Here is a 20,824-nt window from a genome sequence, read left to right on the forward strand (position 1 = left end):
CGTCGCTACGGGGCAGTGGGCAGATGCCGAGCGAAGGAGTGGACGACCCGGGCGGACAGTTCCTCACCCAACGGCAGTTCCAAGTCCGCTCCGCACACACGGATTCGCAGGAGCGGCCCGTCCGCGCGCACCTGCTCGATCCTCGCGCGCGGGATGCAGTGCGTGTCCAGGCCGTGGCGGCCAACGGTCCGCGCGGCGTGCACGGGGTCGGCCAGGACGACGAGCTCGCGGGGCGTGAGGACGGCTGCGGCGTATGCGGCCTCCGACCACCGGGGCACGGGCAGCGCCCCGGCGACCGCGGCGAACGGATCGCCGTCGTCCAGGCACGCCGCATCCGAGGTGAGCAGTCGTCGCCACTTGTACGGCAGCCCGGCGTTCGGCAGGGGAGTGTCGGGCAGGTCCAGCTCGGTGCGGGCGACACGGCGGCGCAACGACAGCAGCAGAGGGTGCAGCTCGTGCTGGGCGACGGCGTTGTAGTGGAGGTTCAGCCGCGCGTCCGTGGCGAGGATCGTCAGACGGGCGTACAGCAGGATGTGCGTCGTCTCGATCGCGGCCACCTGCTGCGGCCGGAGGACCACCCGCACGCCGGGGAGGGCGGGTGGACCGACCCACAACGCCACTCCACCGGGTCCGAAACCGAGCACGCCGGCAGGCGTCAGAATCTGCAGACGGCTGCCTCCGAGACGGCCCGGGCGGGTCTGGGCGGGGACGACGAGCAGATCCTCGGCACCCCGGACCCCGACGGCCTGGCGAAGAGCCGCGAGCGCGCCGCCGGGCACGTCCTCGGCACGGCGCGGACGGTACGGGAACCCACGGACCCCGCTGAGTACCTGGGCCCGCGCGGTCTGTTCGTCGACCTCCTGCTCCCACGGCTCAAGCAGGTCGAGCGTCGGACGTACGGCGGGGCGTCGTCGCCGAAAAGAGCTCCGGCGTACGGCGAGACCGGCCAGGCCCGCCATCCGCCACCCAGGGCCTCTGGACACGGCCCTCCTCCCGGGTGAGTTCCAGTCCGAGGACGCCGTCGAGCAGGGCGAGGGTCTCGAACCGGGCACTGTCCGCGATCACGTCGGCGGCTTCGCTCCGCACAGTACCTTCAGGACGCCGAACACACCGAGCCCGGACGCGTGATCAACAGCTGGTCCTGGCAGGCGAGTTGTCCACTTCAGGATTTCGTGCCCTGCTGAACTCCAGGTCAAGGTCCGCCCCAGGTCGGCCTGTAGTGCGCAGGCACCAGGACTCGTGGGTGGCTGGTGCGGGTGCACCAGGGGAAGACGGCGGCGGGGGACGATGCCCGGCGGGGCGCCGGAGGGGAGTGTTGGAGGCGCGTGAATCCCGCGCATTCCCCTTGCCCAGTGGTGTCTGGAGTGATCAACAGGTGGCGATATTTCTTTACCGGATCGGACGGTGGGCCTTCCGGCGGCGCCGGCTCGTGGGCGGTCTGTGGCTGGGTGCCCTCGTGCTCGCCGTCGCCGCCGCCGCGATGGCGCCGGCCGGGGAGGAAGAGGACCTCTCCATGCCCGGCACCGAGTCGCAGAAGGCGTTCGACCTGCTGGACGAGCGTTTCCCCGAGAGCAACTCCCAGGGCGCAGAGGCCCGTTTGGTGTTCCAGGCCCCGGACGGGCAGCGGGTGACGGCCAGTGAGCACAAGGCGGCCGTCGAGGACACGCTCGGCTCGCTGGACGGGGGCGATCAGGTCGCGTCGACCACCGACCCCTATGAGACCGGCGCCGTCAGCGAGGACGGCACCATCGCCTACTCCACGGTCACCTACACGGCGGACGCCGTCGACCTGACCGAGTCGACGAAGAGCGCCCTGGAGGACGCCGCGAGCCAGGCCCGGGGCGCCGGGCTGACCGTGGAGATCGGTGGCTCGGCCCTGGACGCGGAGGAGGAACTGGGCGGTACGACGGAGATCATCGGTGTGGCGGTGGCGGCGGTGGTCCTTGTCCTCGCCCTCGGGTCGCTCGTCGCGGCCGGACTGTCACTGCTGACCGCCTTCGTGGGCGTGGCCATCGCCTTCGGCCTGGTCTCCGCGCTGGCCGTTCCGCTGGGCCTGACGTCCACCGTCGCCATCCTGGCGCTGATGCTCGGCCTTGCGGTCGGCATCGACTACGCACTCTTCATCACCTCCCGCTTCCGCGACGAGCGCGCCCAGGGCAGTGAACCGGAGGAGGCCGCAGGACGGGCGGTGGGCACGGCCGGATCCGCCGTCGTCTTCGCCGGCGCGACCGTCTTCATCGCCCTGGTCGGCCTCGGGGTCGTCGGAATTCCCGAACTCACCAAGATGGGCATGGGCGGCGCGGGCGCCGTGGCCCTTGCCGTACTCGTCGCACTGACCCTGGTCCCCGCGCTGTTCGGCTTCTTCGGCCGGCGGGTACTGTCCCGCCGTGTCCGCAAGGCCACCCGGCCGGGAAGCGAGCGCCCGCACCCGGTGCCCGCCGCGGCCGGCCGGCCCGGGCTCGGGGCCCGCTGGGCGCGGTTTGTGCTGCGCCGGCCGGTGCCCGTACTGATGATCGCCGGACTCGGTCTCGGAGCCGTCGCCCTGCCGGCGCTGAGCCTCGAACTCGGGCTGCCCGGCGACGAGTCCAAGTCGGTGGAGACCACCCAGCGCCGTGCCTACGACCTGCTGTCGGAAGGCTTCGGTCCCGGCTTCAACGGCCCGTTGACAGTGGTGGTGGACACGTCAGCGTCTTCGGGGTCCGGGGACTCCCGGGCCACCACGGACCTGGTCGTCAAGACCGTACGGGCAGTGGACGGGGTCGCGTCGGTCGGTGATCCGGTGCTCAGCCGGGCCAAGGACACGGCCGTCCTCACCGCCGTCCCGCAGACCGCACCGAACAGCGGTGAGACCAAGGACCTGGTGCACGCGATCCGGGGCGCGGTCTCCGGCGTCGAGGCCGACACGGGCGCCGCGATCCTGGTGACCGGCACCACCGCGATGAACATCGACATCTCCGAAGCCATGTCCGACGCCCTCATCCCCTATCTGACCGTGGTCATCGGCCTGGCGGTGCTCCTGCTGATGGTGGTGTTCCGCTCGGTCCTGGTCCCGGTCAAGGCCGCGCTCGGCTTCCTGCTGTCGGTGGGTGCCGCCTTCGGCGTCCTCGTCGCCGTCTTCCAGTGGGGCTGGGCGGCGGACCTGATCGGCATCGAGCAGACCGGCCCTGTCATGTCGCTGATGCCGATTCTCATCATCGGCATAGTGTTCGGCCTCGCCATGGATTACGAGGTCTTCCTCCTGACCCGGATGCGGGAGTCCTACGTTCATGGCGCGTCCCCCGGCGAGGCGATCGTCGACGGGTTCCGGCACAGCGGACGCGTGGTGGCCGCGGCGGCGATCATCATGGTCAGCGTGTTCGCCGGATTCATCGGGATGACCAGCCCGACCATCCAGACGATGGGTGTCGGCCTGGCCGCCGCCGTCGCCTTCGACGCCTTCGTGGTCCGGATGGCGATCGTGCCCGCGGTTCTGGCACTGCTCGGCCACCGGGCCTGGTGGCTGCCTCGTATCCTGAGCCGTGTGCTGCCGAATGTGGATATCGAGGGCGAGAAACTGAGCAGGCCTGTCCCGGCCTCCGCGACCGTGCCGGACACAGCGGTGCAGCCGCTCCCCGTCGGCCGGCACCGGCACTGAGCCGGCCATGACGAACACGGGTGGCGGTGGCCCGCGACCACGCGGCAGGTGGTGGCGGGAGGCAGCGATCACGGCGACGGCGTTCGCGCTCTGCCTGTTCGGCGGCGTGGTGCAGGTCGACGACGAGCCGCTGTCTCCGCCGTCCGCCGCCGCCTACCTCATCGCCGTGGTGTCCTGTGCCGTGCTGCCGGTGCGGCACAGGACACCCCTGGCCGCCGTCGCGGTCACGACCGTGTGCGGCGTACTGGTCGGGCCGTCGGGTCTCCTGCTGAGCCCGCTCATCGTGGCCCCCGCCGTGATCAGCGCCTACTCACTCGCCGTGCGCACCGAACGGCGCGCGGCGAGCGCGGTGTTGCTCACTTCCACGGCGCTGCTGGTCGCCTCCACCCTCCCGTTCGGGACCAACTCGTGGGAGGACGCGAGCAGGCTGGCATTGGTGGCGGCGTTCCCGCTGGTGGCCGGCGTACTCGGTCACTCGGCGCAGAACCGACGGGCCTACCTGGCGGCCGTGGAGGAGCGGGCCCGGCGGGCCGAGGAGACCCGGGACAGCGAGGCGCGCCGGAGAGTGGCCGAGGAACGGGTGCGCATCGCCCGGGAACTGCACGACCTGGTGGCCCATCAGATCACCCTGGCCAACGCGCAGGCCACGGTCGCCGCCCACCTCTTCGACACCCGCCCGGAGCAGACCCGCAAGAGCCTGAAGGAGCTCGTCGAGACCACCGGCGACGCGCTCGACGACCTGCGGGCCACGGTCGGTCTGCTGCGTCAGTCCGGGGACCCGGCCGCGCCCGCCGAACCGGCGCCCGGCCTTTCCCAACTTCCCACGCTCCTCGCGTCCTTCCGCCGCGCGGGTCTGGAGGTGTCGGTGCACCAGGAGGGCACGGCCAGGCCACTGCCGCCGGGAGTGGACCTCACCGCCTACCGCATCGTCCAGGAGGCCCTGACCAACGTGACCAAGCACGCCGGCACGGGCAGCGCCCGGGTGCGCCTCGCCTGGAACCGCGATCGCGTGACCATCACCGTCGCCGACGACGGAAGAGGCGCCCGTACGGCGCCGACCGCGGCCACGGGACCGAGAGCGTCCAAGGGACCGGGTGCGTCCACGGCGGCGGACCGTCCACCCGGTTACGGTCTGATCGGGATGCGTGAACGGGCCACCGCGGTCGGCGGCCACCTCTCCGCGGGCAGACGCCCGGAGGGGGGCTTCCTCGTCTCCACCCAGCTGCCCCTCCCGCCCGCCAAGGACACGGCACGGAGCACTGACGAAGCGACAACCCCCGAGGAGGGGCGGATGGCCGACGGAGCGACAGGCGACGGACCGACAGGCAACGACGGAGAGGCCGGGGATGCGCTGTGACGCTCCGGGTACTGCTCGCCGACGACCAGGCCCTGCTGCGCGGTGCCTTCCGGATGCTTCTCGACACTGCCGACGACATCACCGTGGTCGGCGAGGCCGGCGACGGCAGGGAGGCGGTGAGACTCACCCGGGAACTGCGCCCGGACGTGGTGGTCATGGACATCCGTATGCCCGAGGTGGACGGTCTCACCGCCACCTCGGAGATCTGCGCGGACCCGGACCTGCGTGCCAGCCGCATCCTGATCCTCACCACGTACGAGACCGACGAGTACGTCGCTCAGGCGCTGCGCGCGGGCGCCGGCGGCTTCATCGGCAAGGGCATCGGGGCCGAGGAGCTGGCGGACGCCGTCCGTACGATCGCCGACGGCGACACGCTGCTGTCGCCCGCCGCGACCCGCTCCCTGGTCGCCCGTTTCCTGGCCACACCGGACAACGCTCCGCCGCACCACGCCGAACAGCTCGCCGTGCTCACCCCGCGCGAACGCGAGATGGTGGCCCTGGTCGCGACCGGCCTGTCCAACCAGGAGATCGCCGAGCGGTCGTTCCTCAGCCCCTTCACCGTACGCGCCCACGTGCAGCGCGCCATGACGAAGCTGGAGGCCCGCGACCGGGCACAACTCGTCGTCATCGCCTACCGGACGGGCCTGGCCCACACCGCCCCCGACGGCGGCACCGACCGCCTGCCGTAGTCCGGTAGCCGGATCGCCCTGACGACGATCCGGCTACCACTGGATGGAGTATCAGGTCACGGGATCGGGGCGAACTCGGGCAGCGTCAGGGCTGAGTGGGCCGGTCGTGCTGTCGTGGAGGGCATGGTGTCGAGCTCGCGCAGCATGGCGTTGCGTTGCTCCAGGGCCCGCACCGTGGTGGGGAAGAGCGTGGCCGCACCGTTGTCGACCAGTGCCTGGTTCATGGCGACGAACTCGCGAACGTCGCGTTCGTAGGCGGCGAAGGCCGCAGTGTGGTCCCGGTTCGTGGCCAGGGCGTTGGCGAGTACATAGGCACCGACCAGCGCGAGGCTCGAGCCTTGTCCGGTGAGGAACGAGGGTGCGTACGCGGCGTCGCCGACGAGCGCGACGCGGCCGCTGGACCAGTGGGGCATACGGATCTGACCGGCCGTGTCGAAGAACAGGTCATCCGCGTCGCGCATGGCGTTGACCATGCCGGGGACCTCCCATCCCGCGCCTGCGAAGACCGTGGCGACCAGGTCCCGCTGGGCGTCGGGGTTCCGGAGGGTGTCGAACGGCGGTTCCGGCCGGTGGAAGTTCAGGAAGGCGTGCAGCTCGTCGTTGTCCCCGACGGCGTACAGCGCCGCGGCTTTCCCCGGGGTGTTCCACAACATCAGTTCGCGGGACAGCCCGAAGGTGTTCGGCATGGTGAAGATGGCGAAGCAGTAGCCGAGATAGCGGTGGAACTGCTCCTCGGGGCCGAACAGGGACTCCCGGGTATGTGAGTGCATACCGTCGGCGCCGACCACCAGGTCGAACGTGCGCTGTCGCCCGCTGTGGAACGTGACGTCGACCCCTTGTCCGGACTGGTCGAGGGTGTCGATGGAGTCGTCGAAGAGGAACTCCACGTCGTCGCGCACGATCGCGTAGAGGCTCGCGGCCAGATCCCCACGACGTACTTCGAGGTCCTGTCCCTCGACACCGCCGGTGACGGCGCTCGGGGTGACCGGGGCCAGTTCACTGCCATCGCCGTTGAGGAAGGTGCAGCGACGCGAGTCGATGTGCGCGTCCCGCAGTCGCGGCAGTATCCCCATCCGCCGGACCACCTCGACCGCGGTACCGCGGACGTCGATCGGGTAACCACCGGCGCGCAGCGCGCCCGCCTTCTCCACCACTGTGACCGCGAATCCGGACCGGTGCAGCCAGTACGCCAGCGCGGGTCCGGAGATACTGGCCCCGGAGATCAGAACTCTGCGTGTCATGCCTGGGCTCCTTTTTTCGTGATGCGGACAACGAGCAGTGACAATGCGGCGACGAGGCCGGCGACGGCGAAACCTGTGACGAAGGCCGATTCGGTCGGCAGGCCCGACACCGGGTCGGCTCCGGCGTCGAGGATCGCGCCGCCGACCTGGGCGCCCAGCGCGACGCCGACCACGCGCGTCACCACGAGCAGGCTGGTGGCGATGCCGGTGTCCTTGGTCTCGACGGCGGTGGTGGTGCTGACCAGCAACGCCGTGCTGGCGACGCCCGCGGCGAACCCGGTCAGCACCTTCGCGAGGACGAGCTGCCATTCCGCGGTGTGCAGCGACGCCAGGGCGATCAGCGTGGTCGCCGTGACGAAGGCGCCCACGGCGACCACGGCACGCGGACTGAAACGCCGCGCCGCGATCCCGCCGACCGAATCGCTTACCGACCCGGCGATGGCGCCGGGCAGCAGGAACAGTCCGATGTCGGTGGTACTGGCTCCGAAGCCGTACCCGTCGCCCGGCACCCCGAACAGCTGCGGGAGCAGATAGAGCACCATCCCGGAACTGACGGTGATGATGAAGGTGAGCACGCCCGCATGCCACATCGCGGGCTTGGCCAGCATGCGCAGATCGACCATCGGCGAGACCGCCCGGCGCTCGACGGCGACCCATCCGGTCGCGAGGGCGGCCACGCCCACCGCGATGGCACCGGCCGCGAGTGGCGGCAGGCCGGAGCCCGTCACCTTCACCAGCCCGAGCATGAACGTGAGCAGCGTGCCGCTCAGCAGAACCACGCCGGGCCAGTCGATCCTGTTGTCCGACCCGTTGTCCGACCGGACCGGCGGATCATGCGGCATCAGCCGAGCCACGACCAGTGTCGTCGCGATGATCGCGATCGTCGGCAGCGCGAACATCCAGTGCCAGGACAGTCTTTCCGCGATCGGTCCGGGAATCACCGTTCCCACCATGCCGCCGCCGGTGAACAGCCCCATGACCACCCCGATCGCCACCTGTGACTCTCGTGGCGAGAGGTGTTTGCGCACCAGGATGAACGAGAGGGGCAGCGCGCCCACCATGGCGCCCTGCAGCACCTGACCGAGCAGCAACACCGGCAGGTTCGGCGCCAGGCCGGCCAGCAGACCACCGGCCGCGACCACGGCCATCAGCCGGACCAGCACCCGCTTCCCGCCGTAGCGGTCGCCGAGTTTGCCCGCCACGGGTGCGACGACCGCGCCGGTGATGAGGAAGGCGTTGCCGATCAATGCCCCTTCGCCGGGGCTGACCTCCAACTCACGTTGCAGCTGCGGCAGCGCGGGTTCCACCACTGTCTGCAGGGTCCCGAGGGCGAGTGCCAAGATGCCGAGGGCACCGATCGACAGCCTTCCGATGCGGACCGGGGGCACCGTAACTAAAGCTTCGGACGTTGACGTCCCTTTCATCACCTGTTGATCACTCCAGAGGCCGCTGGGCAAGGGGAATGCGCGGGATTCGCGCGCCTCCAACACTTGCCTCCGGCGCCCCGCCGGGCATCGTCCGCCGCCGCCGTCTTCCCCTGGTGCGCCCGGACCAGCCACTCACGCGTCCTGGTGCCTGCGCACTACAGGCTGACCTGGGCCTCACCCGGTCGGCGGAAGCACGGCCGCCGGCCGTGTCCGAGAAGGAGAATCGGCGAGCCGGGTCAGGGCTTCGGGCGCGAGTACCGGGAACGGTGCCGCATCACCGCTTCGGTGTTTCCGCAGCGTGCTGTGCAATAGCGCCGGCGCCCGTTCCTGGAGGTGTCCACATACGCTCGGGAGCACCCGGCGCGCATGCACCGCCCCAGCCTCGCGCCCCCTTCCCAGCACAGGACGAAGGCGAGTCCACCGGCGGTGACCGCCTTGACCCGGGAGAGCACGTCAGCCGAGTCCGGTACGAAGTGAAGATGAGGCTGAAGACCGTCGTGGGTGGTCACCCATGGACGGATGGTTGCCTCCGTCAGCAGATCGTTCACGGCTGAGCACTGCTCAGCCGGATCCCTTTCGTCGAACACCCGCGCCAGTTGATCCCGCCAGCGCCCAAAGCCTTCCACATCGGCATCAGCGGTCTCTGCGCGACGAATCTCGTGTGCCTCGAGCAGGCTTTGAATGCTTGTGGCGCTCAGCTCGGGAAGATTGATCAAATCGGCGGACAGTACCGCCCCAAGGCGGCCGTAATGGTTTTGCTGCACGTGACCTTCTCGGGAGTTACGAAACCCCATGTGTCGCGGACTGGATTTCCCCGCTCTGTTCACTCACCTGGATCAGTTGGAAGTCGGAGCGAGTGATGATCCATCCACTGGTGGTGCACCACAGGTACCGCACCATTCCCTCGGACGTGAAGTGTTCTGATATCGGCCGGCAGAGTTCGGAGGAGAGGCCACAGGACGGGCACCACCACGATCCATGCCGCACATCTGCGATTCGTTCCATGTCCGCCAGGGTGCGGTCATGGGTCAAATACATTCAACCATTACATCTCGCACTCTGCCGGGAGCAGCACGGCAACGGCCTCGGAGGCTCTGCCCCGAGTGGTGGGGCAGAGTCTCCGAGGCCGTGCGGAGCGGGCCGGTCAGGGGCGGACGGGCGTACCGCGTCCCCAGCCCCAGGCAAGTCGGTCGGCGCCGGACTGGTTGGTGGTGGCCAGCCAGGGCCGGGCAGGGTCGCCGATCAGGGTCTGCAGCGAGTACGTGTCGCCGGTGCGCAGGCCGGGCCAGTAGACGGAGCCCATCTTGAGCTCGCGGAAGGTGTCGGTGACGGCCTGCATGAAGTTGACGAAGTTGTTGTCGGGAGTCGGCTTGTTGTAGTTGAAGCCCGTGGTCATGTGGGCGCCGAACTCGTCCGCGACGGTCCGGTTCGCGCAGTCACCGATACGCTCCTTGAGGTCGGCCACCCACTGGTCGTAGGTGGCGTACTCCTTCCAGAACCCGTAGTGGTGCAGCGACAGGTAGGTGCCCTTCAGACGCGGGTCGGCGCAGACGGAGGTGACGTGGTCGTTGTAGCCGGCGCCACTGACGAACACCTGGTTCCGGGGGACCGAAGGATAGGTGGCCAGCCACTTCGCGGCGATATCGGCCCATTCGGTGTCGGTGTAGCCGTGGGGCTCGTTCATCGGCTCGAAGTAGACCCGCTTGTCACTCTTGTAGGCCTTGACCACGGTCTTCCACATGGGCCAGAAGGCGGCGGGGTCATCGATGAAGCCGTCCTTGCGAGGACCCGTCCCCTCCCAGTAGGAAAGGATGACCTTGAAACCCTTGTCCGACGCCGCGTCGATGACCCCGCGATAGGACTTCCAGTAGGAGCCGTTGACGGTGTACGGGTTGATGGGCAGCCGGACGGTGTTGGCACCGAGGTTCGCGCGGAACGCCGAGATCACCCGGCTCGCCTTGGTGTAGGTCTGGGCGTAGGTGTCCGAGGTCGACAGGCCGGACAGCACGACGGGGTCGTCGGCGAAGTTGTCGCGGGGGTCGGCCCAGTTCACGCCCTTGAACTGGGTGGTGTCTCTGCTGAGTCGGGTCGTGTCTCCGCTCGGCGCGGCGTTGGCGGGGCTGCCGACGATGGTGCCGCTGGTCGCGGCGATCAGGAGCGCCACACAGGCGGCGCGCAGCCGCGGAGTGAAGCGGGTCCTGGCAGGGGTTTTGCGCATCAGCTTGCCCTTTCAGACGGTGGCCCAGCGGCTGCCTTCGACGACTGTCGCGTGGGTGTCGACGTCGGCGGACTCAAGGAAGGCGCGCCGCCATGTTTACGTAAACACACCGTCCCGGCCGGTGATGTTTACGTAAACATGGCGGCGCGGAAATCCTGGCACTCGGCCCAGTGATCGTCAAGGTTTCCCACAGGTAACATCCGTTGCGCCGCACGGCAGATTCGAGCGCGGGGGAGACGGGTAGAGCCGGCGTCAGGCCGGCCGTACCAGGCCGGATTCGTACGCGAAGACCACGGCCTGGACGCGGGCGCGGGCGCCGGTCTTGGTGAGGATCCTGGTGATGTGGGACTTGACGGTGGTCTGGGCGATGGACAGCCGTGCGGCGATCTCGGCGTTGGACCAGCCGGAGGCGACGGCGGTGAGCACGTCGCGTTCGCGTGCGGTGAGGGTGTCGAGCCGGTCTGCCCGCCCGGCAGGGTGGACCGGGTGCAGTTGGCGGATGGCGTCGATGAGTTCGCGGGTCAGGCGGGAGGTGATGACGGCGTTTCCGGCGGCCACACTGTGGATGGCCGCGGTCAGTTCGTCGGGGGTGGCGTCCTGGGGGAGGAGTCCGCAGGCTCCGGCGCGCAGAGCGCCGTAGGTGTACTCGTCGTCGCTGGTAGTGGTCAGGATCAGTACGTGCGGGGAGCGTCTGCCTGGTCGAGCGGGGCCGGGCTGCTGGGGGAGAGCGGCCGGCCGTGTGATGCGGCGGATGGCCTCGATGCTGTCCTTGTCGGGTATGTGACTGTCCATCAGGACGACGTCGGGATGGAGTTCGGCGCTCATCCGGACCGCCTCCGCGCCGGTGGCCGCTTCGCCGACGACGGTCAGCCCGGGCTGGGCCGCCAGGAGCATACGGAAGCCGAGGCGCTGCAGGGACTGGTCGTTGACGATGAGAACGGTGGCCATGGCGCATCTCCATGTGTGGGGGAAAGGGGTGGAGGCCGCGTCCTCCGGGCACTCAGGGGTGTGCTTGAGCGGTGGCGGCCGTGTGGCTTCCTGGCCGGCCCGCGAACGAGCCGCGCAGTCCGCGGGGTGGCTCGGGTGGTAACCCGGCAGCAGAGTCAGGGGAGGTGTGCGGCGTCGTTCATCCGTGGCGGTCGGCGCGGGCAGGGCCCGCGTACGTCACGCGGGCGCGGGGCCGGCGGGCGTGGCCGGAAGTGTGGGCGCAGTGGCGCACGGGTCGGCCGCGGACTGTCTGGCGGTGCGGGTCGGCCTCGGGTCTTCGCGCGGACTGTGGGGAGTGGCGTCGCCGGACTGCGCGGGGGCGGTCGCGGTTTGCGTGGAGAGCGCCGGGTGGCCGTGGCCGTCCTTGCGCGAGGAGTTGACTGCGGCCTCGTGGAGCCGGGCCGCGGGCAGAGGAGTGATGTCGTCGCTGTGAGCGCGTGGTTGCTCAGTCATCACGCTGCCAATCTGAACGAAACGGTTTCGTTCGCTTAGATGCTCAGAATAACTCCGCCTCTATCGAAACGGCACCGTTTCCATTGTGGTCTGGGTCACACCTTGGCGAGGGTGCCGCCACCGCCCTTCGCGTCCTTGGCGACCAGCAGGCGGCGGGCCGTGGCGCCGGGGGTGAACCAAGCTTCACCGCCTCCGGCGGTCTCCGCGTTCCACTCAAGCCACCTGCGGCCACCACCGCGACGGCCCTGGCCGGCCCATCCCGTTTGACTGGATGGGCCGGCCAGGGCCTGCGGTGCCTGTCTCGTGCGACAGGCTGGGCGACGGGGCGGTTGGGCTACGGCGTTATCGCGTTGCCGCCGAAGGTCGCGACGAGGCGGCCGTCCGCGGCGTAGGACCACTTCAGAGCGCCGGTGTACGAGGAGCACCGGGACCCGTTCGAGCCGGACCAGAACTGGTTGGAGCTGTCGGTGTTGCCGACGATCTTGTCGTTCGTGCCGCTGCCGCTGCGGCACGAGGTGTTGTCCCGGAACACCGAGGTGCCGCCGTCGAACGAGTAGTTGCGCTCGTTGTTGTCGATGCTGACGTTGCCCGAGACCGACATCGAGCCGAGGTTCCTGTTGTAGGTGAACCCGTGCTTGCCATTGTCGTAGGCGATGTTGCGCCGGATGACGTGGTTGACGCCGATGTCCTCGCCGCCGAGCTTGTAGCCGTTGCGGTCGCCGTTCCCGGCCTGGGAGCCGTCGCTGAGGGTGCCGTTCTCGTAGGCGAGGGAGTCCTCGATGGTCACCGCGCCGATGGGTCCCGTGTCGGTCTTGGTGTAGAGGTCCCAGCCGTCGTCGATGTTGTTGTGGGCGACGGCGTAGCGGAAGACGTTCCCGGGACCGGAGGTGAGCTTCGCGGCGAAGCCGTCGGCGTCCTCTCCGTCGGAGTCGGCGTTGTCGTGCGACTCCGCGCTCAGGATGAGGTTGTTGGACGGCCACTCACTGCTGGGGGTGCTGGAGAGCATCCGCGAGAGCTGCAGCCCGGTGTCACGGTTGAAGCGCGTCACCGTGCGCTCGAAGATGTTGTTGCTTCCGCCGACGAAGATCCCGTTGTCACCGGCACGCTCGACGACCAGGCCCTTGACGTGCCAGTACGCCCCGTTCACGGCGAGCCCGCGGTTCGAGGTGGCCTCACTCTGGGCCGAGAAGTTCAGTACGGGGGTCTCACCCGGGTATGCGGTCAGTTCGGTGCGGTCACCGGAGGTGCCGTTGTTGCCCTGCGGGATGGTGACCGTCTGCGAGTAGCGGTAGGTGCCGCCGCGCATGTAGATCGTCCCGCCGGGAGTGATGCGGGAGATCGCGGAGGTGAGCGTCGTCGGGGCCGCCTCCGTTCCGGCCGCGCCGTCGGTGCCGTTCGGTGCCACGTACAGCGCGGGGCCCGGCGGCCCGGGATTGCCGCCGCCCGTCTCCACATCGAGGTTGTCGATGTTGGGCAGGCCGGCGGCGGTGGTGGGGCTGAGCCGGATGGTGTTGCTGCCGGAGTTCACCGGGACCGTGAGCGTCTTCGTCGTCCACGTGCCCCATGCGCCGGTGCCCTCGAACGACACCGACGTGGCCGCCGAGCCGTTCACCGTGAGGTTCGCGGGCCGTGCGGTCGTGCTTCCGTTGGCGAAGCGGACCTTCAGTGTCGCCGTGCCCGATGCGGGTGCGGTCACGGTGAACTGGGCGTAGGCGCCGGTCGCGTTGGTGGCGTTGCAGAATCCGCTGCCCGTGTAGCCGGCCCAGTCGGAGTCGATGGTGCCGGTACAGACAGCCGGGGAGCTCTCGGCCTCGTAAACGGTGGACGCGGCCTGCGCCGTGGTGCCGGACAGCGCGACGAGCGCGCCTGACAGCAGGCTGACGCATGCGATGACGGGTCTCAACTGCATCGTTTGTCTCCAGGTTGGTTGGCTAGCCTGACCAGGGACTCGGTGACAGGGGTGGTCGAGGAACCGCGTGACGGCGGCGGGTGTTCGGTCCGCCCGCCGCCGAGCGAGCGCACATGCATGGGGCTGACCCTTTTCTGTGGCGGTTCAAGGTGCGATGATGCGGCCGGTTCAACGACATGAATGGACACGGCGGCCGGACATCGCATCCGGCCAGGGAAAGCGCTTTCTGGGGACGCTAAGGGCCTGCCGTGAACGCGTCAATAGACGTGTACTTGATCCTTATTCACAGACATGAACTGCCGAGTGATCGGTCCGAGGCTGCCGACCAGCCGTTGGACGCAGGCGGCGCGGCCCACCGAGGGCCGCTTCCGCGCAGGTCGGCTACCGAACCGACAGCGGCTCGTCGCGGACGGACGGCATCCACCGCGTCGGTACTCATGAGGTCGGCACGGGTGATGTCCTCGGCCTCCGCCGTATCCACGGAACCGGAGCAGACGCTCCAAGAGGAGGCGCACCGATGGAAGCTGTGCCGATGAAGGCCGTACTCCCGATCGGCAGGGCCGGATCCGTGCGGACGCTGCTGTCGGCTGCGCTCGTCATCATGTCCGTCGCCTGCACCTCGTCGGGCGACAGCGGTGGCGGCGAGCCGGCGTCGTCCTGTGCGTCCCGGGTCGAGTACCAGGGCCGCATGTACTGGGGCACAGCGGCCGGGGACTTCACCCTCGGGAAGAAGCTCGGTGCCGCCACCCGTCCGCCGTGCGACGACACGCCGAACGATGACGGCGACGGTGAAATAACGCCGACCTCGACGACCGTCTACGCGATCAAGGGAGTGGCCCCCGGCATCGCCATCGCGTTGGAACACCCGTCCGATGACGTCATCTTCGTCAACGGCGACTCCGGCAAGAAGTTGCCTGAGATCAGGAGGATGATCCACGGGTAGGCCAACCGCCGTGCACCGCCGCCCTGGTCGACGGGGCGGTCCTACGGATCGTGGCGCGGACCTGGGACGACGAGTCGGCAGTGTGCCCGGGGTGCGGGGAGTCGTCGGACTGGGTCCACTCGCGTCACCTCCGGCAGATCGCGGGTCCCGCCGGGCCCGTGTCCGGCGGGACCCTCGGGTCAGCGGAAGTTCACGTCGCTGCACAGGAAGTACGTCTGGTCCATGTGCGAGGCCTGCCAGATCGTGTAGACGACGTGCCGACCGCTGAGGCCGGACGTGCTCACGTCGATCGAGTAGTTCTGGCTGGGCGCGTACTCGCCGGTCCGCGCGACCAGTTGGAGGTCGTTCCACGTCAGTGGCTGGGTCGTGGGGTCGAAGCCCTGGCGGGTGACATAGACCAGGAAGTAGTCGGCGCCATGGCTGGCCTGGTCGTACAGCTGCACGGTGAAGTCACTGTCGATGTCCGTCGTCTTCCAGGCACCCACGGTGTCCAGGGAGTTGTATCGGCCGCCCTCGGTCCGGCCGCCGCTGCACAGTTGCCCGTCGGGGACGGCGGCCGGGAAGTTGCCGCCCGAGCCGTTGCGGTACAGGCCGTTCCAGTTCCACATCGCGTTGGGATTGTCCTGCCATGCCTGCCAGCACATGGGGTCTTCCTGTGCCATGGCGGGGTTCTGGAAGTCGCTGCCCCACCGCAGCCAGCAGCCGTAGTTGCGGGACGCCGGGTCGATGACCGAGCCGTGGGCCGAGGCCGTGCCGCTCGCGGGGATGAGGCAGAGCACCGCGGCGGTGAGCAAACTCAGGGCGAGCGCCAGGCGATGCCGAACGGAATTGAGCCGATCATGACAAGTCATGGCTGAGATCTCCCTTTCCTCGTACGGGGGATGTGGGGTGTGCGGGATGGGAGCGCTCCCATAGCAGTGAGGCTGCGCCTCATGAAACAGCGGCGCAACACGTGATTGCGCCACATCTGTGAGCCGACGGCGCTGTCGATGCGTTCGACGTGCACGCAACGTGCCAGGCGTGGCGTTCCGGCTGTCCCCCGGTCGGGCAGGGGGTCTTTCCACCGCAGAGCCGGGGGACAGCCGGAGCGAGACGCGTCGGTTACGTCTATAGCGTGCTGGTGCAGGAGACCTTCCCCGTTGGTCACGGCGCTCGTTGTCGGCTTGGGGCGCACATGCCCTGATCGTGTGCGGAGGAACGGAACATGCGCAGGCACACCGGACACACCCATGGATCATCCAGTCGAAGGAGCCGCACTCGATGGACCGGATCAACGCCACGCGTCGGAGCGTGCTGGCGCTCGGCACCGCTGCGGCAGCTACCCCCCTGCTCGGCGGAGTGCCGGCCCAAGCTCTTGCCGCGACGGGGGAGTTGGACGAGTTGGGCATCACCGAGCTGCGTCGGCGGATGGCCGACGGGCGGCTCGACGCCGAACGGCTCACCCGCTACTACCTGGAACGGATCGAACGTCTCGATCCGGTCCTGCGCGCGGTGATCGAGGTCAATCCCGACGCGCTGCGAGAGGCCCGTCGTCTGGACGCCGAAGGGAACCGCCGCAGGCCGCTGCACGGCATGCCGGTCCTGCTGAAGGATCTGGTGGAGACCGGGGACCGGATGCACACCACGGCCGGATCACTCGCCCTGGAAGGCCTCCGTCCGACAGCGGACGGCACGGTCGCCGCCAGGCTGCGCGCGGCCGGTGCCGTCATCCTCGGCAAGACCAACCTGAGCGAGTGGGCCGGCGGTATGTCGCTCACCCATCACGCGGGGTGGAGCGCTCGTGGTGGGCAGACCCGGAACCCGTACAAGCTGGACCGTTCGCCGAACGAGTCCAGTTCCGGTGCGGCGGTCGCCGCCGCGGCCAACCTGTGCGTCGCCGGGATCGGTACCGAGACGAACGGTTCGATCATCGACCCGTCTTCGGCGAACTGTGTTGTCGGAGTGAAGCCGACCGTCGGACTGGTCGGGCGTGGAGGCGTGATCCCGGGTGTGCCCAGCCAGGACAGCGTCGGGCCGATCGCGCGTACGGTTCGCGACGCCGCGATCATGCTCGGCGCCCTCGTCGGTGTCGATGACCGCGATCCGGCGACCAAGGCCAGCCGCGGGCGCTTTCACCGTGACTACACCCGGTTCCTGGATGCCGGAGGGCTGCGCGGTGCGCGGATCGGCGTACCACGAGCCGTCTACTTCGGTTACAGCCACCATGCCGACGAGATCGCGGAGCGGGCGATCGCCGCGTTGCGCGAGGCCGGCGCGACCGTGGTCGACCCGGCCGACATCCCGACGGCCGAGCAACTCGAGGATCTGCCCAGCTCGATGGTCGTCCAGGCGTACGAGATCAAGCGCGGGCTGAACGCCTACCTGGCCGGCGCCCGCGGCGACCACCCGCGCAGCTTGGCGGAGCTGATCGCGTTCAACCGCGCGCACGCCGACCGCGAACTGCGTTACGTGCGGCAGGACGGGCTGGAGGCGGTGCACGAACTGGACTTCACCGAGCGCGAGTACCGCGAGGCGCTGGCCACCAACCACCGGCTGTCGCGCGCCGAAGGCATCGACGCGGTGCTGCGCCGGTTCCGCCTGGACGCGCTGGTGATGCCGACCACCGGACCGCCGGCCAAGATCGACCTGATCCGCGGGGACAGCTACGGCGGCGGCGCCTCCACACCCGCCGCACTCGCCGGATATCCCGCGATCAGCGTCCCGGCAGGCTTCGCGTTCGGCCTGCCGGTCGGCCTGACGTTCATGGGCACGGCGTGGAGCGAGCCGACTCTGCTCCGCCTGGCCTACGCCTATGAGCAGGCCAGTCGAGTGCGCCGACCGCCGACATACCGTCCTGCTGACGTCGGCTTCTGATCCGACCGGGCCGCTGTTCGGCTTCGCGGCCGGATGGTGGCGGTCGATGGGGTGGATGACGAGGCCGCCGAGCCTGTTCGTCCGCGTCGCGGTCGCCGACCACGCCGCGCCGCCTACGAGGCCTTCCTCGTCGGCAGGCTCAGCGGCCTGCGCCGCTCGTACTGGGGAGGGCTCGCGGTATCCGGCGCGCGGTGAGTGCGCCGAGTGCGCTGTGGAGGACGCAGGCCGTGACGGCAGCGGCGTGCAGACCGGTGACGAAGGCGGTTCTCGCGTCACCGGTCACCGCGGGCGTGAGGCCGGGCATCTGGAGGGTCTCGTTGAGGGTGCCCGCGAGCTCAGGTCCCTGGAGCCGGAAGATCAGGGCGGCCAGCGAGCCGAGGAGCGCGATACCGAGAGCGTTGCCGATCTCGTTGCTGGTCTCGGCGATCGCGGCCGCGGACCCGGCGCGTTCTGCGGGAACCGCGGCGACGGCGGTGTCGGCGACAACGCTGAAGGAGATGCCGTAGCCGATCCCGGCGATCCCGGTGGACGCGATGTACCAGCCGGTCCCGCCGTCGACGCTGGTGGGCAACAGCAGAAGCAGACCCACGGCGATGAGGACGTGGCAGGTGATGAGCGCCGCTCGTGTGCCGATACGCGCGACCAGTACTGGTGTGACGATGCAGGTGACGGTGAGTACAGCGGCGCCGGGGAGCGCGACGAGAGCCGCGTCCAGGGCGGACAGCCCAAGGACGGACTGGAGGTAGACGCCGCCGAGGTAGGCCACTGCGGACCATGCGGCCAGCGGCAGAAGCCCGGTGATGACGGCGATCGTGAACACCCGGTCGCGGAACAGCCGGAAATCGATCAGCGGGTGTTCGAGGCGGAACTGCCGACGGGCGAACCGCCACAGGGTGACGATGCCGACGATCCCTGTGACCACCGAGGTCGCTGTCAGCCCCGCCACGGCAGCGTGCTTGATCGCGTAGACGGTCAGCAGGATGCCCGCGGCGGAGAGCAGCACGCTCACGGCGTCGACGCGGCCGGTCCGGGTGGCGCGCACCTCGCGGAGCAGGACCGGGGCCAGTAGCAGAAACAGCAGGACCACGGGGAGGTTGATCAGGAAGACCGAGCCCCACCAGAAGCTGCTCAGCAACTGTCCGCCGACAACCGGGCCGATCGCGAACCCGGCGGCGAAGGTGGCCGCGAAGATCCCGATCGCGTTCGCCCGCCGGCGCGGATCGGTGAACAGTTCGCTGAGCACCGCCAGCGCCGACGGCAGCAGCGTGGCACCGGCCACGCCCATCAACGCCCGGAAGGCGATCAGCAGTTCCGGGCCGGATGCGAACGCCGCTCCCGCTGAGCCCGCACCGAACACCGCCGCGCCGGTCATCAGCAGCTTCAGCCGCCCGTACCGGTCGCCGATGTTGCCGAACGCGATGAGCAAGGACCCGACGGCGAATCCGTAGATGTCCAGGATCCACAACGCCTGATCGGCAGTCGGCGACAGCGCCTCGGTGACCTCGGGCATCGCCAGGAACAGGACCGAACTGTCCATGGCGACCAGCAGGACCGGACCGAGTATCACCAACAGGCCGAGCCACGCCCGGAGTTCGGGTGAGTGAGGAACACGCTGCTCATTCATGCCCCTGACGTTGCGGCGCGGTCCGCGCGGCAACCAGCCCCGCGTCATGGGTACACCTCACAGGGGCACGCGGACACCGACCGTGGCGCCTACGCTCGCAGACATGGAGCTGGAGAGCCTCGGGGCCTATCTCAAGACCCGCCGCGACCGGGTGACGCCTGCCGACGTCGGACTGCGCACGTACGGCACCGCCCGCCGCGTACCGGGCCTGCGCCGCGAGGAACTCGCCCAGCTCGCCGGTGTGAGCGTCGGCTACTACACGCGGTTGGAGCAAGGCCAGGCCGGTGCTGCCTCCCCACAGGTCCTCGGGGCGCTCGCCCGCGTGCTCCAGCTTGATCCGACGGAGACAGCGCACCTGCACAACCTCGCCCGTCAGCCCACCGCATCACGCCTGGTCCGTCCCCGCCCTGAGCGGCCGCACCCACGAGTACTGAAACTCCTGGAGTCGCTGGGGGAGACCGCACCGACCGTCGTGCTCGGCCGCCGCGGTGACGTGCTGGCCTGGAACCGCACCGGACACGCCCTCGTCGCGGAACACGTCGACTTCGACGCGCCCCACGATCTCGCGCGACGGCCGTCCGTCCCGCGGATGTTCTTCCTCGACCCTCTCGCCCGCGACCTGCACCGGAACTGGGACGAGCTGGCCCGAACCCATGTCGCGTACCTCCGGCTCACCGCGGGCAGGTACCCCACGGACGCCCGGTTGGCCGAACTCATCGGCGAACTCGCCATGCGCAGCGGCGACTTCGCCACTCTGTGGGCCAAAGGTGACGTCGCGGACTGCACAGTGGGCACCATGCGCCTGCAACATCCGACCGTCGGCAGGGTCGACGTCGACTATCAGGTGTGGCTCCAGCCCGACAGTCCCGACCACCGGCTCGAGGTCTACACGCCCCACGACAGCGCCTCGGCCGACGCGCTGCACCTGCTGTCCGGTCAAGTCGCCGGTCAACAGGAACCTGAGGTGGCTCTCTCCGGGTCGTCCCGGCGCTCGGACAGGTAGCCCGCCGCTCATCACGCTCATTCACACGGCGGTTCCACGGCCCGGAGGGGCCGTCAACCACGACAGACGGAGTTCTCATGGCTGTTTCGCTCATCAACCCGGACGGGCATGTCCGAGTCCCGCTCTACCATCACGTCGCGGTGGCGACGGGGAGCAGACAGGTCCACATCGCGGGGCAGGTCGCCTGGGACGAGAACGGTGATCTCGTGGCACCGGGCGACCTCGCCGGGCAGGTTGCCCAGGTCTATCGCAACGTGGCCAGAGCGCTCGACGCGGCAGGAGCAACGTTCCACGACGTCGTCCGCTTCACCTGGTACGCCGCGGGCTGGAAGCGGGAAATGTACGAGGACTTCAACGAGGGCGTCGAGCAGGCGGCCCGCGAGTTCGATCTCGCAACGCCGCCGCTCGCGCTGATCGGGGTCGACATCCTCTTCGAGCCCGGCATTCTCGTTGAGGCCGAGGTCACCGCGGTCGTCGAGTAGGAGG

At 69.4% G+C, this 20,824-nt stretch carries 17 protein-coding genes; 7 read left to right on the forward strand and 10 right to left on the reverse strand.

Going from position 1 to position 20,824, the window contains the following annotated elements; genetic code table 11:
- Window positions 1–5: 5 nt before the first annotated feature.
- Window positions 6–983 carry a hypothetical protein gene (locus AB0I18_RS22155; protein WP_363107264.1) on the reverse strand — a complete coding sequence of 326 codons (978 nt, stop codon included), beginning with the start codon at window positions 981–983 and terminating at the stop codon, window positions 6–8.
- 392 nt (window positions 984–1,375) lie between these two features.
- Here AB0I18_RS22155 and AB0I18_RS22160 point away from each other — a divergent pair, with 392 nt between their 5' ends.
- From AB0I18_RS22160 to AB0I18_RS22170, 3 genes are read left to right on the forward strand one after another with little or no spacing between them, the layout of a single operon-like run.
- Entirely contained in the window at window positions 1,376–3,634 is a 2,259-nt protein-coding gene (locus AB0I18_RS22160; protein ID WP_363107265.1) for an MMPL family transporter, read from the forward strand.
- Window positions 3,635–3,641: 7 nt separating this feature from the next.
- The gene (locus tag AB0I18_RS22165; RefSeq protein WP_363107266.1) at window positions 3,642–4,991 is read left to right on the forward strand and encodes a sensor histidine kinase; all 1,350 of its coding nucleotides are present in this window, start codon (window positions 3,642–3,644) and stop codon (window positions 4,989–4,991) included.
- Window positions 4,988–5,680 carry a response regulator transcription factor gene (locus tag AB0I18_RS22170; protein WP_363107267.1) on the forward strand — a complete coding sequence of 231 codons (693 nt, stop codon included), beginning with the start codon at window positions 4,988–4,990 and terminating at the stop codon, window positions 5,678–5,680. Before AB0I18_RS22165 ends, AB0I18_RS22170 begins: the two co-directional genes overlap by 4 nt.
- A gap of 56 nt (window positions 5,681–5,736) precedes the next feature.
- On the opposite strand, the gene AB0I18_RS22175 is transcribed toward AB0I18_RS22170, so the two are convergent.
- From AB0I18_RS22175 to AB0I18_RS22205, 7 genes are all read right to left on the reverse strand, one after another.
- Window positions 5,737–6,921 carry an FAD-dependent monooxygenase gene (locus tag AB0I18_RS22175; protein ID WP_363107268.1) on the reverse strand — a complete coding sequence of 395 codons (1,185 nt, stop codon included), beginning with the start codon at window positions 6,919–6,921 and terminating at the stop codon, window positions 5,737–5,739.
- The gene (locus AB0I18_RS22180) at window positions 6,918–8,345 is read right to left on the reverse strand and encodes an MFS transporter (protein WP_363107296.1); all 1,428 of its coding nucleotides are present in this window, start codon (window positions 8,343–8,345) and stop codon (window positions 6,918–6,920) included. Before AB0I18_RS22180 ends, AB0I18_RS22175 begins: the two co-directional genes overlap by 4 nt.
- A gap of 239 nt (window positions 8,346–8,584) precedes the next feature.
- Window positions 8,585–9,112, reverse strand: coding sequence for a CGNR zinc finger domain-containing protein (locus AB0I18_RS22185; protein WP_363107269.1), 528 nt, complete (start codon window positions 9,110–9,112; stop codon window positions 8,585–8,587).
- Between the two features lie 380 nt (window positions 9,113–9,492).
- A complete protein-coding gene (locus tag AB0I18_RS22190; protein ID WP_363107270.1) occupies window positions 9,493–10,566 on the reverse strand; it encodes a cellulase family glycosylhydrolase in 1,074 nt (357 codons plus the stop codon).
- Between the two features lie 252 nt (window positions 10,567–10,818).
- Window positions 10,819–11,514, reverse strand: a complete 696-nt coding sequence (locus AB0I18_RS22195; RefSeq protein ID WP_363107271.1) for a response regulator transcription factor — start codon at window positions 11,512–11,514, stop codon at window positions 10,819–10,821.
- A 216-nt stretch (window positions 11,515–11,730) separates the two neighbouring features.
- Window positions 11,731–12,006, reverse strand: coding sequence for a hypothetical protein (locus AB0I18_RS22200; protein ID WP_363107272.1), 276 nt, complete (start codon window positions 12,004–12,006; stop codon window positions 11,731–11,733).
- Between the two features lie 334 nt (window positions 12,007–12,340).
- The gene (locus AB0I18_RS22205; RefSeq protein WP_363107273.1) at window positions 12,341–13,915 is read right to left on the reverse strand and encodes a carbohydrate-binding protein; all 1,575 of its coding nucleotides are present in this window, start codon (window positions 13,913–13,915) and stop codon (window positions 12,341–12,343) included.
- Window positions 13,916–14,432: 517 nt separating this feature from the next.
- Here AB0I18_RS22205 and AB0I18_RS22210 point away from each other — a divergent pair.
- On the forward strand, window positions 14,433–14,858 hold the full coding sequence (locus AB0I18_RS22210; RefSeq protein ID WP_363107274.1) for a DUF6281 family protein: 426 nt from the start codon (window positions 14,433–14,435) through the stop codon (window positions 14,856–14,858).
- Window positions 14,859–15,037: 179 nt separating this feature from the next.
- On the opposite strand, the gene AB0I18_RS22215 is transcribed toward AB0I18_RS22210, so the two are convergent.
- Entirely contained in the window at window positions 15,038–15,709 is a 672-nt protein-coding gene (locus tag AB0I18_RS22215; protein ID WP_363107275.1) for a lytic polysaccharide monooxygenase auxiliary activity family 9 protein, read from the reverse strand.
- A 409-nt stretch (window positions 15,710–16,118) separates the two neighbouring features.
- Between AB0I18_RS22215 and AB0I18_RS22220 the strand changes: the two genes are divergently transcribed.
- Window positions 16,119–17,711 (forward strand): amidase, encoded by a 1,593-nt coding sequence (locus AB0I18_RS22220; RefSeq protein ID WP_363107276.1) that lies wholly within the window; start codon window positions 16,119–16,121, stop codon window positions 17,709–17,711.
- Between the two features lie 139 nt (window positions 17,712–17,850).
- Here AB0I18_RS22220 and AB0I18_RS22225 read toward each other — a convergent pair whose 3' ends face one another.
- Window positions 17,851–19,335 (reverse strand): MFS transporter, encoded by a 1,485-nt coding sequence (locus AB0I18_RS22225; protein ID WP_363107277.1) that lies wholly within the window; start codon window positions 19,333–19,335, stop codon window positions 17,851–17,853.
- A gap of 103 nt (window positions 19,336–19,438) precedes the next feature.
- On the opposite strand from AB0I18_RS22225, the gene AB0I18_RS22230 reads away from it, so the two are divergent.
- Together AB0I18_RS22230 and AB0I18_RS22235 are read left to right on the forward strand one after the other, a co-directional pair.
- Window positions 19,439–20,338, forward strand: coding sequence for a helix-turn-helix transcriptional regulator (locus AB0I18_RS22230; RefSeq protein ID WP_363107278.1), 900 nt, complete (start codon window positions 19,439–19,441; stop codon window positions 20,336–20,338).
- A gap of 77 nt (window positions 20,339–20,415) precedes the next feature.
- A complete protein-coding gene (locus AB0I18_RS22235; RefSeq protein WP_363107279.1) occupies window positions 20,416–20,820 on the forward strand; it encodes a RidA family protein in 405 nt (134 codons plus the stop codon).
- The last annotated feature ends 4 nt before the right edge of the window (window positions 20,821–20,824 follow it).

This window comes from Streptomyces sp. NPDC050704 (genome assembly GCF_040654355.1).
GTDB lineage: Bacteria > Actinomycetota > Actinomycetes > Streptomycetales > Streptomycetaceae > Streptomyces.

Bases quoted from the DNA above. Each gene is read 5' to 3' on its own strand.
- AB0I18_RS22210 (WP_363107274.1), top strand. From the start codon at position 14,433: ATGGAAGCTGTGCCGATGAAGGCCGTACTCCCGATCGGCAGGGCCGGA.
- AB0I18_RS22165 (WP_363107266.1), top strand. From the start codon at position 3,642: ATGACGAACACGGGTGGCGGTGGCCCGCGACCACGCGGCAGGTGGTGG.
- AB0I18_RS22195 (WP_363107271.1), bottom strand. From the start codon at position 11,514: ATGGCCACCGTTCTCATCGTCAACGACCAGTCCCTGCAGCGCCTCGGC.
- AB0I18_RS22205 (WP_363107273.1), bottom strand. From the start codon at position 13,915: ATGCAGTTGAGACCCGTCATCGCATGCGTCAGCCTGCTGTCAGGCGCG.
- AB0I18_RS22225 (WP_363107277.1), bottom strand. From the start codon at position 19,335: ATGAATGAGCAGCGTGTTCCTCACTCACCCGAACTCCGGGCGTGGCTC.
- AB0I18_RS22200 (WP_363107272.1), bottom strand. From the start codon at position 12,006: ATGACTGAGCAACCACGCGCTCACAGCGACGACATCACTCCTCTGCCC.
- AB0I18_RS22220 (WP_363107276.1), top strand. From the start codon at position 16,119: ATGGACCGGATCAACGCCACGCGTCGGAGCGTGCTGGCGCTCGGCACC.
- AB0I18_RS22180 (WP_363107296.1), bottom strand. From the start codon at position 8,345: ATGAAAGGGACGTCAACGTCCGAAGCTTTAGTTACGGTGCCCCCGGTC.
- AB0I18_RS22175 (WP_363107268.1), bottom strand. From the start codon at position 6,921: ATGACACGCAGAGTTCTGATCTCCGGGGCCAGTATCTCCGGACCCGCG.
- AB0I18_RS22230 (WP_363107278.1), top strand. From the start codon at position 19,439: ATGGAGCTGGAGAGCCTCGGGGCCTATCTCAAGACCCGCCGCGACCGG.
- AB0I18_RS22215 (WP_363107275.1), bottom strand. From the start codon at position 15,709: ATGACTTGTCATGATCGGCTCAATTCCGTTCGGCATCGCCTGGCGCTC.
- AB0I18_RS22190 (WP_363107270.1), bottom strand. From the start codon at position 10,566: ATGCGCAAAACCCCTGCCAGGACCCGCTTCACTCCGCGGCTGCGCGCC.
- AB0I18_RS22235 (WP_363107279.1), top strand. From the start codon at position 20,416: ATGGCTGTTTCGCTCATCAACCCGGACGGGCATGTCCGAGTCCCGCTC.